This is a genomic window from Ekhidna sp. (genome assembly GCF_040220215.1).
GTDB lineage: Bacteria > Bacteroidota > Bacteroidia > Cytophagales > Cyclobacteriaceae > Ekhidna.
The window spans coordinates 347,967-359,501 of record NZ_JAVJTR010000016.1 but is presented as its reverse complement, the minus strand read 5'-3'; the positions used below and the strand labels follow the sequence as shown (position 1 = coordinate 359,501).

Annotated in this window: 13 protein-coding genes and 1 tRNA gene; 7 read left to right on the top strand and 7 right to left on the bottom strand. The window is 39.6% G+C overall.

Annotated features, from left to right (window positions below; translation table 11 throughout):
• Window position 1: 1 nt before the first annotated feature.
• Together RIC88_RS10235 and RIC88_RS10230 are read right to left on the bottom strand one after the other, a co-directional pair.
• Window positions 2–1,954: an OmpA family protein gene (locus RIC88_RS10235; protein WP_350217447.1), complete on the bottom strand. Its 1,953-nt coding sequence runs from the start codon at window positions 1,952–1,954 to the stop codon at window positions 2–4.
• 206 nt (window positions 1,955–2,160) lie between these two features.
• Window positions 2,161–3,168 carry an SRPBCC family protein gene (locus RIC88_RS10230; RefSeq protein ID WP_350217446.1) on the bottom strand — a complete coding sequence of 336 codons (1,008 nt, stop codon included), beginning with the start codon at window positions 3,166–3,168 and terminating at the stop codon, window positions 2,161–2,163.
• Window positions 3,169–3,210: 42 nt separating this feature from the next.
• On the opposite strand from RIC88_RS10230, the gene RIC88_RS10225 reads away from it, so the two are divergent.
• The 4 genes from RIC88_RS10225 to RIC88_RS10210 all read left to right on the top strand — a co-directional run bounded on the left by RIC88_RS10225 (window position 3,211) and on the right by RIC88_RS10210 (window position 4,742).
• On the top strand, window positions 3,211–3,606 hold the full coding sequence (locus RIC88_RS10225; protein WP_350217445.1) for an RDD family protein: 396 nt from the start codon (window positions 3,211–3,213) through the stop codon (window positions 3,604–3,606).
• Window positions 3,607–3,682: 76 nt separating this feature from the next.
• Window positions 3,683–4,273 carry a TIGR00645 family protein gene (locus RIC88_RS10220; RefSeq protein WP_350217444.1) on the top strand — a complete coding sequence of 197 codons (591 nt, stop codon included), beginning with the start codon at window positions 3,683–3,685 and terminating at the stop codon, window positions 4,271–4,273.
• 95 nt (window positions 4,274–4,368) lie between these two features.
• Window positions 4,369–4,452 (top strand) — tRNA-Leu (locus tag RIC88_RS10215).
• A 17-nt stretch (window positions 4,453–4,469) separates the two neighbouring features.
• Entirely contained in the window at window positions 4,470–4,742 is a 273-nt protein-coding gene (locus RIC88_RS10210) for a GIY-YIG nuclease family protein (RefSeq protein ID WP_350217922.1), read from the top strand.
• A gap of 61 nt (window positions 4,743–4,803) precedes the next feature.
• On the opposite strand, the gene RIC88_RS10205 is transcribed toward RIC88_RS10210, so the two are convergent.
• The 5 genes from RIC88_RS10205 to egtB form a co-directional block, all read right to left on the bottom strand.
• Entirely contained in the window at window positions 4,804–5,448 is a 645-nt protein-coding gene (locus RIC88_RS10205; RefSeq protein WP_350217443.1) for an SCO family protein, read from the bottom strand.
• Window positions 5,448–6,074: a toxin-antitoxin system YwqK family antitoxin gene (locus RIC88_RS10200; protein ID WP_350217442.1), complete on the bottom strand. Its 627-nt coding sequence runs from the start codon at window positions 6,072–6,074 to the stop codon at window positions 5,448–5,450. The genes RIC88_RS10205 and RIC88_RS10200 overlap by 1 nt, the downstream gene beginning before the upstream one ends.
• Window positions 6,075–6,123: 49 nt before the next feature.
• Window positions 6,124–6,903: a YHYH protein gene (locus RIC88_RS10195; RefSeq protein WP_350217441.1), complete on the bottom strand. Its 780-nt coding sequence runs from the start codon at window positions 6,901–6,903 to the stop codon at window positions 6,124–6,126.
• 64 nt (window positions 6,904–6,967) lie between these two features.
• Entirely contained in the window at window positions 6,968–7,924 is a 957-nt protein-coding gene (gene egtD, locus RIC88_RS10190) for an L-histidine N(alpha)-methyltransferase (protein ID WP_350217440.1), read from the bottom strand.
• Window positions 7,925–7,931: 7 nt separating this feature from the next.
• On the bottom strand, window positions 7,932–9,188 hold the full coding sequence (gene egtB, locus RIC88_RS10185; RefSeq protein ID WP_350217439.1) for an ergothioneine biosynthesis protein EgtB: 1,257 nt from the start codon (window positions 9,186–9,188) through the stop codon (window positions 7,932–7,934).
• Window positions 9,189–9,409: 221 nt separating this feature from the next.
• Here egtB and RIC88_RS10180 point away from each other — a divergent pair, with 221 nt between their 5' ends.
• From RIC88_RS10180 to RIC88_RS10170, 3 genes are all read left to right on the top strand, one after another.
• Window positions 9,410–10,087: a hypothetical protein gene (locus RIC88_RS10180; RefSeq protein WP_350217438.1), complete on the top strand. Its 678-nt coding sequence runs from the start codon at window positions 9,410–9,412 to the stop codon at window positions 10,085–10,087.
• Window positions 10,084–10,581: a CAP domain-containing protein gene (locus RIC88_RS10175; protein ID WP_350217437.1), complete on the top strand. Its 498-nt coding sequence runs from the start codon at window positions 10,084–10,086 to the stop codon at window positions 10,579–10,581. The genes RIC88_RS10180 and RIC88_RS10175 overlap by 4 nt, the downstream gene beginning before the upstream one ends.
• A 242-nt stretch (window positions 10,582–10,823) precedes the next feature.
• Window positions 10,824–11,513, top strand: coding sequence for a head GIN domain-containing protein (locus RIC88_RS10170; protein ID WP_350217436.1), 690 nt, complete (start codon window positions 10,824–10,826; stop codon window positions 11,511–11,513).
• The last annotated feature ends 22 nt before the right edge of the window (window positions 11,514–11,535 follow it).

The window sequence follows — 11,535 nt, the reverse complement described above, 5'->3', positions numbered from 1 at the left end:
CTTAATTATCAGCTAATATTTTAAATTCTACTCGTCGGTTTTTGGCCATGTTTGCTTCTGTATCATTAGGGAACCTTGGCTGGGATTCCCCATAACCTACAGCTACTAATCGATCTTTATTTATCGCATTATCTTGAAGGAATTGGAGCACTGAGTTGGCTCTTAAGTTTGAAAGTTGAAGGTTATATTTTTCAGCTCCGGCATTATCTGTATGAGCAGATATTTCAACCTTATATTGATCATTCTCTTTTAAATAACTCACCAGCTTTCCTAGTTCTTCATAAGAGCCTGCTGTGAGTTCGTATGAGTTGTATTCGAAAGTGATATTATCCAAAACAAGCGATATATTCTCCACTGATTGAAGTGTAGCGCTCATTTCTTTTATTTCCTGCTCTTCCGAGAGATCCAGTTCTGCTGAGTAATAACTGTATCCTTCAGCAGAAGTGCTGATTTCATAAACCTCACCATCCCGTAGCTGAAGTGTGATCTTCCCGTCCTTTACGATCCGTTTGGTTTTTTCATTTCTCGTAACATTATAAACCGTGATCTCAAGGCCAAGATTATTTCCGGATTCATCAGCGAATGAAAGAGACACATCTTTCAGCTTTCTTTTTAGCTCAATGTCAAAATCAAAAAAGTCAAATATTACCTCTTCATCAAAAGGCAAATTCAACGTATCAGCAAAGTAATTTTCAGAATTAAAAATGATATTCAGTTCCTGTCCTAACGAAATGGCTGTCTGTTCGCCTCTACCTACATCAATATCTTCAATAAGAGTGTAATCTGAATCATAAAGTGAAATGCTTGCTTCAATAGGAAAATAGAACTCCTCATCAAATACATTGAACGTTACATCTACACTTGGGAATAGCTCGAAATCATTGGTTAGTGAAAGGTTAGTTGTTTCAATCAATTTTGATTGAGCAGAATACTGATCTTTATAGGCTAGCAATGAATACTGTTCATTCATCGGAACGAATAGCTGATAATATCCTTTAGCATCACTTATGGCTTCCTGAAAAACCTTGGTGGTATAGGGGTTTATCACCTGAATGGTGGCTGATAAGGGGTTTCCTAGCTCATCATTTACCGTGCCTGAAACAAGGGCCATTTCTGAAGGATGATAAGCTCGCTCAAGTGCTTTCGATAACAGAGAGGACTGAATCTTGTCCTGTCCTTTGGAATATTCACCTGCATTGTAATAGAGGGTGCTATCCCGATTTAAAGAAGGAGATACCAAATCCTGATCACCAATCACCGAAAGAATAGGTTTGGGATTATACCTGAACAAACCATCAATTTTTGCCCAAAAAACTGAAAACTGTTTCCTCGCTACTCGTTTTCCTTCATCATCTAATACATCCTCGTAGGAGGAATAATAAAAGGTCTTATTATCCCGTGCATAGTAAGGAGAGCAGATGCAACCTGTATTGTAGGCTGGCGGTAATAATTCAGGTTCAGACCAAGTTCCGGCTTCAGTTAGTTCAGTGAAGAATAGCTGGCCGCAGTATTCATCCGCTTTTGCATCAGGAGGTAAAGGGCGTGTGAATAAAACCTTCTTTTCATCAGCAGAAATTGCAGGACCAAGTTCGTCTGCCGAAGAGTTTAATCCAATATCAAGAGCAATGGGCGAGGACCACTTTCCGTTCTTTAGTTCGGAATAATAAATATCGTAATCAGGTTTGGCAGAGGTTTTCGCAGCAAAATAGAGTTTTGTATTGTCGAAATTGAGCTGAAGATTCCTTAATTCAAAGCCACTGATAGCATCTCCTTCAAAAATTTGAGTTGGTTTAGCCCATTGAGAGGAATCAGTGTTGAATTCAGAAATATAGGGCTTGAAGCTACCGTAATAATTGGCCATAAATACCATCTTAGAGCCATCATAACTCACTTTGGCATTTTTTACCACAGCTCCGGTATTAATGTTTTTTAGCTCTTGAGTATATCCGCGCAAAACACACGTACAAACTAGTAAAGTAAGAGCGCACAATCTCAGTGGTGAAAAAGTTAGTGACATGGTTAGCATTAGGTTTCTCACCGAAAGGTAAAAAAACAAGCAGCATTTTCCACTACCTAATCAGGGGTATTTTAAATAATCCTTTTAAAGATTGAACATAAAAAAAAGCCCCCTAAAAAGGAGGCTATATCACAACAGAAATGTTATTTGACTGGAAAATAGATTTCGGTTACCCATTCAGCAGTGTCTGTCACTACTCCCGGATCAGTGACGTAGACCTCCCACGGATTTCCATTTTCATCAAAATTGTAATAGCTCATATAATCCAGTAGATCATAATAGGCACTTTCCATCAGATCATAGTCTCCTTTATGTATCGTTTTTAATGCCAATCCCTCGTAGGTCATTCCACTCACAATTCCTTCTCCATCAACCTCGAACTTACGCACCGTCGGCAATCCACAGATCATCTCTGTGCCCTCTTCACCGTAGCTTAGTACGATAGAAATAGGTGCTCCTGCTGCTTCGATATTATTGGCAGACATATAGGACATTACCTTCCCATAAGTTTCGCCCATCACTTGGCCTATCATTTCAGGATCTATTGAAGAAGATGCCTGAGCTCCAATATATGGTGAGGCGGAAGTTTCAACCTGTTCGATATCATAAGTAAAGTCTGGTCTTGATTCTACTCGCTCTTTCAGTTTAGCCAATGTACGTTCATACATTGGACTAATCATACCTTCAGTTCCTAAAGAAAGTAATTTCCAAATACCTGAGATATCCGTTTCATCATAGGTATAAGTAACATTTGTGCCTCCGTTTTCTTCAGTCAAAATCCATGAAGCTGTAGGTTCGCCCGGGTAGCCTTCAAAAGTCATTTTAGATTTAACCATCATGTTCTGATCTGATTCAATAATCTCTATATTCCCACTCCCCAGATCGGAGTTTTCACTTTCCCAACTATAGCTGGCTCCTACTCCAGAAGTTGGTCCTTCGATTATAATTTTGGCTGTCGTATCAACTTCAGACCATGCTGAAAATTGATCAAAGGTTTGAAATCCATTCACTTCATTAAATACAACCTCTACCGGAGCATCGATTGTGATACTACGCTCCATGTGAGCTTCTGATGGACCAAATATGATTACGCCAACCCCTATGACAATCACCACCAAAACGATGATCCCAATAATTTTAAGAATTTTCATAATTAGATTGTTGATTTTTGTGAGAGTATAAAGGTAAATCATTTGGAAGGGAATAATAAGTATGCTGGCTTTTGGCGAAGACTACTGGCTCACAATATTGATCTGATGCCCATTCTCTTTTTGTTCTATGGTGTATCATACTTTATTTCAGACACACGATTCGATTACCTGCTTATTTCTTCCATTTATTTCGGCTATCATATCGTTTTTGAGTCTAGCTCAATGCAAGCAACTCCCGGCAAAAGATGGACAAAAATTAAAGTGACAAATAAAAATCAAGGGCCACCGGGTGTGGGTCAATCTATGGTCAGAAACTTGTCGAAAATTTTGTCTTTAATCCTCTTTTTTGGAGGCTTCATTGTCATAATTTGGGATAAAAGAGGCAGAGGATTACATGACTATATTGGGGGTACATTGGTATTATTTGAGGAAGATTGACTTAATTTCGTTTTCAGAAAGGATTACCTTTAAATAATCATTTATATTTCAGTTCAATTTTAATTGCTAGGACAACATGGCTAACGATAATTCCACTATCAAGCGGTTTGAAAGTTTCTTTGAAGGCTTCATTTTTTGGAGTAGATGGGTACAGGCTCCTTTGTATACAGGACTAATTATTGCATCTTTCTTCTATCTGTATAAGTTTTTTGAGGAGCTTCTGTATATGGTGAAATACACTACCATGTGGAATGAAACCAAGATGATGCTTAGCATTCTGGGGCTTGTAGATATTTCCATGGTGATGAACCTCGTAGTAATGGTAACCATAGGGGGATATTCCATCTTCACCAGCCGTATTGACGTGGATATGCACGATGATAAACCGCTATGGCTTGAGGGTCTTGATGCTGGTCAGTTGAAAATTAAGCTGGCAACATCCCTTGCTTCAATCTCCGGGGTTTACTTACTGAAAACCTTTATAGATTACAGAAATGAGGTGCAAAAAACTTCTCCGGAAGGTATTGTGATTGAGATTGTTATTCATATGGTCTTTATTGTATCTGCTCTTCTTCTTTCGCAGACTGAGAAAATCACACATAGTTATCATGCAGCTCATGCACCAAATGTAAAAAGTGGTCATGATGATGAAGATCACGAACATTGATCCTAAACAAAGACACTGAGCCGGAGAATTTCTTCCGGCTTTTTTGTTTTAAGAGGGAGGTAATTATGATCAAAAAGTTATTTTTGCCCTCCCCTGCGCACGTGGCGAAACCGGTAGACGCGCCAGCTTGAGGGGCTGGTGGGAGCAATCCCGTGGAAGTTCGAATCTTCTCGTGCGCACTTAATCATAACAATGTATTTTACATACATCCTGTACAGCCCGTCAACCAAAAAGTTTTAGTAAGGGACATTCAAATGACTTAAGAAAAAGAATCGATCAGCATTATTCAGGGAAAAAGAAAAGCATAAAACATGGAATACCTTGGAGGTTGGGCTACTATGAAAAATTCTCAAAAAGAATTGAAGCTATAAACAGGGAAAAGTATTTTAAAACTGCCTCTGGAAGAAGGTTTATGAAATCCTTAAATCTAGCCCCTTACAATCCCGTGGAAGTTCCCATGCCTGAATGAACTTCGGTCAGGCGGGGAATCTTCTCGTGCCTGCCCGCCCTTGGTCAGGCGGGCGCACTTTTTATTGTCTTAGAAGATACCTGATATCTTCCATCATTCTCCTCATTTCCAACCTAAGCGTACCATTGTAGATCCCTCTGATTCTTCTTTTTTGATCGATCAATACGATATTCTCCGTATGTAGAAAGTCATCCAGATCGGTGATCCCTTTACCAAATCCTTCGTCGGCAAAATATGCCAAGCGACCCATTTTATAAATCTCTTCTTGCTCACCTGTAACCAAATGCCATTGCTCAGAGTCAATTTCATTTTGTAGGGCATACTCTTTTAATCGCCCTACACTATCTGCCCACGGCATCACCGTATGGGACAATATTCTCACTTGATTGTTATCCTTAAACTCATCTTGCACCATCGATAAGTTTGTTTCCATTTTCGGGCAGACAGTCGGGCACATGGTAAAGAAAAAATTAGCGACATAGACTTTTCCATCAAATGTCTTATTTGAAACAATCTCTCCGTTCTGATTTACAAATTCAAAGTCAGAGATGGTGTGGATTTTATCATATCGTGGATCGTCTTCTTCAATCCATTCAGCTGTAAATGTTTCTTCATTGTAAAAGGGAAGATCAATCTCCCCATCATTCTTATTGGGTGCACAACTGATCACAAGTACGATTAATAGTGTATGTATTAGATTTTTCATTATTCTTCTCCTTTATATGGATCTACGGATTGGGTGGCCCCATCTAGTTTTGTACATCTTTTTATACCCATCAAGCCATATCTCCTTCCATTCTCACGTACTGTATAATTAGATCTCACCTTACCGTCTGGTCTCCAGGCTTGCTGTCTTCCAAATTCTTTCCCATTTACATAATTCATATCGGTAGCCGGCTGACCATCATCAAACCATTCCTTATGATTTCCCTCGCTAAATCCGTTCACAAAGTAGTATTCAAAAGATGTGGTTCCGTTTCTATGAAATCCAATGTGCTTACCATGCTTTTCTCCGTCCCGATATGGTCTTATGTATCGAACGTCACCGTTTTCGTAATAGGAAGTCATCATCCCGTTTTGTCTCCCGTCATAATATCCGATTTTTAATGAGAGAATACCATTGGAATACCTTTCAATCAGATAACCAGAAAATGGAAGATCATTATAGAACACATCTCCGTTCTGTTTCTTAGTGACATCCGCATCAGAAACCAGAATATTTACTTCAGGAACAGCTATATCAGTCTCTTCAACTGGGGTTGTCATCACATCTTTTGAATCCATACACCCAGTGATCAAAATCAGAAATCCAATAACTCCTATTCGCTTCATAGACAAAAACAAGGGTTAACCAGTTAGGTCAACCCCCTTTATTATTTCATTACTGAGTAATTGTTCCGGCTTCACCGTAAAACCCATCTCCATTAATCCATGGAAGGTCTTCGGTTATGTGATAGTGGTAAATACCATCTGGAAAGTCTGCCGTTGCTGATGTATGACCATGATAATCATCCAAATCATCATTGGTGATGATTTTCCCATTTTCCATTGGTCCATACACAGGAAACCCATCCAGAAGAAATCCTAAAAAGGCATCCGATCCCTTATTTTCTGTTAACCAGATAGGCTCAATATGATAATGGTATGCATCGCCGGCCGGGTGACCTTCGTATTGATCAAATGTATTTAGCTCCTCTAGGATGTCATCACCTGGTGCTGCCTCCTGATTAAAGAAAACTATACTATTAATTGAAACACCCATCGGCCCCATTGGGGTAGATTCTTTATTAGCAGCCTCAGATGGATATCTAGGAATCTTAAACACATAGTTTTGAGCTCCGATTTCACCTGGGTTTTTCTTAAAATCAGGATTATTCGGTTCATCATAAGGTTCATAAAGTGGGTTATTCATTGGATAATACATGCTTTTATGATCCGGCAGGTTGGATGAAGTGATAGTTACCCATGTCTCATCAAAAGTGACACTCACAGCATCCGTGTGATAAAATTTAGCAGCCAGGGTGCTGATATCCACTTGATCAACTTCAGTCTCATCATCATCCATTCCATCATCTATTTCATCTGCATCGTCTGTGCCACACGCGAACAGCATAAGTGAGAAGAAGGCCAAACCAATCAGGTTCAAGTTCAATTTTTTCATTATTACAATCTTTGTTTGCTTACTTGACGGCAAAGACTGTAAAAACCCTCCACTGAGGGCATTATTATTTTTCTTTTTGCCAAACTACGTCGGCAAACCAACCATCTGAATCTAAAAAAGTTTGTTTTGAAGTAAAACCAGATGCAGCTGCAAGCTTATCTAATTGCCGACGATCATATTTTTTAGAAATCTCCATGAAAATGGCTTCCCAGGCACTGAAATGTACCTCCTGCTCCATGATGGAGACCACCTGTTCGATTTTACTAATCAAATAACTCCTACACTCGCCTGTGTGCGGATTGTAATATGGATAATGTAAAAACTGATTCCGATCGAAGTTTGCATCCAGTTCGGTGTTGATTCGATCCAGAAGGTTGAGGTTAAACTCTCTAGTCACTCCCTGATTATCATTGTATGCATTTAGGATGATAGAGGGGTCTTTCTTAAGGTCTACTCCCATAAATAATAAGTCGGAGGGCTTTAGAAAATGTTGAAGTTTTGTCAGAAAATCAACCGCTTCAGCTTCGCTAAAATTTCCCACATTCGAACCCAAAAAAAACACAATATCCGTTTCCGGACTTTCGGCGATCTCTGCTAGTGCATCGAAATAATCTCCCTCGTAAGACTCAATCTTCAATCCGGGTATTTCAGCTTTTAAATTCCCTTCAAGAATTTCAAGCACATTACCGGAAATATCTACCGGAGTATAAGTAAAGTCCACCTGTGCTTCCATGAAATGTTTTAGGAGCACTTTTGTTTTGAGTCCATCACCGGCACCCAACTCGATGATTCTGAAAGGTTCATCACTATTGATTGCTTTCAAAATTCCTTCTTTGTGGGTTTGGAAAATTTCCAATTCTTTCCTAGTGAGGTAATACTCATCCAAATGCATGATTTGCTGGAAGAGCTCATCACCCCGTGCATCATAAAAATACTTTGAAGGCAAATGTTTGCTTTCGGCTTGCAAGCCTTTGAAAACATCCTCGGCCAAAGGTGTGAGCGTCGTGAGTTCTTTGGTCATCTGGTTCTTAAATGTGCTTTGCTAAACGAATGCCCGAAAACATCCATCGCAGGTGCGGATGAAAAAAATTACGATAAGTTGATCTGATATGATTTTTAGATGTTCCAAAAGAACCGCCTCTCAGCACCATTTGGTTCACCATGAATTTTCCATTGTACTCCCCAAGAGCGCCTTCCGGAGGATTATAATATGGGTATGCAACGTATGGACTTACGGTCCATTCCCACACATTTCCGAAAAAATCAAAATCCGAAGTTTGTGCAGGCCTAAACTGGTTATTCTCTACAAAGTTTGTTTCTGATAAAATATTTGGTGAATACATATTACAAGCTACTTCCCATTCGTGCTCTGTCGGAAGTCGACAACCTCTCCATCTGGCAAATGCGTCGGCCTCATAATAAGATACGTGACAAAGTGGATCATCTTCAAGGACTTGTTCATATCCACCAAGCGTGTAGTTCCACCATTCTTCGCCTTCCTGATGCCAGTATCTCGGTGCTTTTATTTGATTTTCATTCACCCAATCCCAGGCCTCTGACAACCAAAGCATATGGTTTCTATATCCACCATCTTTAATGAATTCCATATACTCTCCATTCGTCACCAAACCTGAGGATATCTGATACTCATGTAGAAACACTTTGTGCCTCCCCTCCTCATTATCAAAATGAAAACCATCTCCTTCAAATCCGATTTCATAAATCCCTTCATCTACATTGAGCCACTCCGCTTTGGACTCTACTTTTTTTACTTTCTTTTCATCTTTTCTATATGCCGGATGTAATGGGTTGTCCCCCAATATCCTTTTTATGTCATATAGAAATAACTCCTGGTGTTGCTGCTCATGATTGCACCCCAGAATAAGCACTTCTTCGATTCTGTCATTTATATCACCTCCACTCAGAAATCGCTCAACATGCTCATCTACATATTTCCGATACTCAAAGACTTCATTAACAGTAGGCCGGGTCAGCTGTCCCCGATTTTCCCTGCTCCAGCGATCTCCTGCTGAGATATAATAGCTGTTGAAAAGGATAGGGTATTTGGGATGAAACTCCTGATAACCCTTCATGTGTGGCTTTAAAATAAAAGTTTCAAAGAACCAGGTAGTATGCCCAAGGTGCCACTTTAGTGGACTGACATCCATAACTGGCTGAACCACAAAGTCCTCTATTTCCAAAGGCTCGCACAGGTATTGAGTATGCGATCTGACCTTTTGATAGGATTCTAAAAGTTCCGATTTTGATGAAACGATTGTTTGCAAGACGAAAAAGGGATTTTTTTCAATTTATAAATCTTGAACGATACAATCGATAAAAATTGGACGATAATTGAAAAAAAGAAACCCTGTCAGCAAACTAGCCGACAGGGCCCTCAACTAACCAAAAAGACTAGAACAATTTATGTTCTATGCTATTATCAGTAAGGGAATCAAAATCCCTGCCAGTTAGTTATTCGTAGTTAAACGACTTAAAAAAATTCATTATGCAAACCATTCTGCCCACAGATGGTGGGCCCATTTACGCCGAAACCGACCTTACCGCTTTTATCTCTGAACCATGGAATGCGCTTTCATCATTAGCGATTGTTCTTCCCGCTATTTACTGGGCCTTCAAATTAAAATGGAGTTTCAAACAATTTAATTTTCTGTATTTCCTCATCCCTCTTCTTGCCTTGGGCGGTACCGGAAGCATACTATTCCATGCATTTCGATCTTCACGCTTTCTACTTTGGATGGATGTGTTTCCCACCGCAATCGTTACACTTTCTGTAAGCGTATATTTTTGGGACAAAGTTTTACCGAAAAAATGGCTGGTAGCTTCAATAGTGGTACCATTTACATTTATCCGATATGCGATTTTTGATTTCTATAGTGGTCAGTTTGCACTAAATCTGAATTATTTCGTGACTGGTTTTCTAATCTTCTTCCCGATCATTTTCTACCTTTCGAAACAAAATTACAGACACTCACGAACCATCCTGATTTCTATCATATTTTTATCTACCAGCCTGATTCTTCGGAGGATAGACTATTCAGTAGCGGAGCTGATCCCCATGGGTTCACATTTTCTATGGCATATCTTTAGTGGAGTTGGTGCGTTTTATCTGGCAAAATATCTTTATAAAATCCGAATGGATGAACTTCAAAAAAAAGAAACATGAAAACTTTCCTTTTTATTCTAAGTCTAGTGTGGCTGGTTCCTACTAGTGTTGAAGATCAAACCGCACTGACTCAGGAAGAAATTCAGATGATTTTGGATAGACATAACTATTGGCGAGCTGACGTAGGGGTAACGGTAAAACTGGAATGGTCTGAGGAGATGGCAGAGCTGGCTGCAGACTGGGCGAAAAAGCTCAAACAGAAAGGATGTGGTTGGGAGCATCGCCCAGATAATAAATTCGGAGAAAATCTTTTCAAAGGAACCGCCGGTGCATTTGATGCCGCCTATGTAGTGGATGCCTGGGCTGGTGAAAAAGCAGATTACAATTACAGTAAAAATAATTGTAAACCAGGCAAGATGTGTGGCCATTATACACAGATTGTATGGAATACTACCACCACGGTAGGTTGTGCCAAAATCGAGTGCGATGGTATGGATATATGGGTATGCAATTATGACCCTCCCGGAAATTGGGTGGGAGAAAAGCCTTACTAGTCACTATTTCCATATACCTAATTCAGTCGAATATTAGGTATTTTCAGCTAAAAATCATGGATTCCAAGCTCCCATGAGTAGTTTTAAAATAATCTTTCAGCGCAGCTAATTATTAATTCTTCTCATAATATTATCGACCGCTGAATAAATTGTTAAGCCCGATTAACCTCGGGCTTTTTGCTTTATAGAGTGTCAAGTGCAACCTTGTGCAAATAACAGTGTCTTTTAAAGAAAAAACCAAAATGAAGACTTTTATAACCCTGCTATTAACCACTGCATTAATTCTTCCTTCGCTTGGTCAAAAACGAAAAATAGATGTGGATGATTTCTCTGAATTATCCCTCGGAATTGCAGCCAATCTTTATCTAAAGCAAGGTTCTGAAACCAATGTAGAAATAGAGTGCGATGATGATATTTTTGAAGATATCGAATTCGATATGAAAGGAGATCGCTTGGTCATTAAGAAAGAAGGAAGCTGGAGTTGGGGAAATGGATGGAGAAGATCTGAGGTGACCATCTACGTGACCATGAAAGAAATTGAAGGATTATCAGTTAGTGGAAGTGGTAACATCGAAAGCAAAGGCAAATTACAAACCGAAGATGTCCGCTTATCTGTAAGCGGCTCTGGTGATATTGATCTGGAAATGGAGAGTGATGAACTGGACATACGAATCTCAGGCTCTGGAAGTATTAGCCTAAATGGTAATGCGGAAGAGGCAGAGGCTAAAATCAGCGGATCAGGAAGGGTAAAAGCTGAGGATTTAAAAGTGCAGGTGTTCGAAGCATCCATTAGTGGATCCGGCAGTTGCTATATCACAGCTACAGAGGAAGTGAATGCAAGGATTTCCGGTAGTGGTAGCGTATACTATTCTGGAGATCCAAAAAGAGTTATTAGCAATTCTTCGGGAAGTGGTAAAGTGAGGAAGATGTGATTTTTGCGCTATTAGACTTTAG

Coding starts and splice junctions, on each gene's coding strand:
- RIC88_RS10230 (WP_350217446.1), bottom strand. CDS start 3,168: ATGAAAATTCTTAAAATTATTGGGATCATCGTTTTGGTGGTGATTGTC.
- RIC88_RS10220 (WP_350217444.1), top strand. CDS start 3,683: ATGGCTAACGATAATTCCACTATCAAGCGGTTTGAAAGTTTCTTTGAA.
- RIC88_RS10205 (WP_350217443.1), bottom strand. CDS start 5,448: ATGAAAAATCTAATACATACACTATTAATCGTACTTGTGATCAGTTGT.
- RIC88_RS10200 (WP_350217442.1), bottom strand. CDS start 6,074: ATGAAGCGAATAGGAGTTATTGGATTTCTGATTTTGATCACTGGGTGT.
- RIC88_RS10195 (WP_350217441.1), bottom strand. CDS start 6,903: ATGAAAAAATTGAACTTGAACCTGATTGGTTTGGCCTTCTTCTCACTT.
- egtD (WP_350217440.1), bottom strand. CDS start 7,924: ATGACCAAAGAACTCACGACGCTCACACCTTTGGCCGAGGATGTTTTC.
- RIC88_RS10180 (WP_350217438.1), top strand. CDS start 9,410: ATGCAAACCATTCTGCCCACAGATGGTGGGCCCATTTACGCCGAAACC.
- RIC88_RS10175 (WP_350217437.1), top strand. CDS start 10,084: ATGAAAACTTTCCTTTTTATTCTAAGTCTAGTGTGGCTGGTTCCTACT.
- RIC88_RS10170 (WP_350217436.1), top strand. CDS start 10,824: ATGAAGACTTTTATAACCCTGCTATTAACCACTGCATTAATTCTTCCT.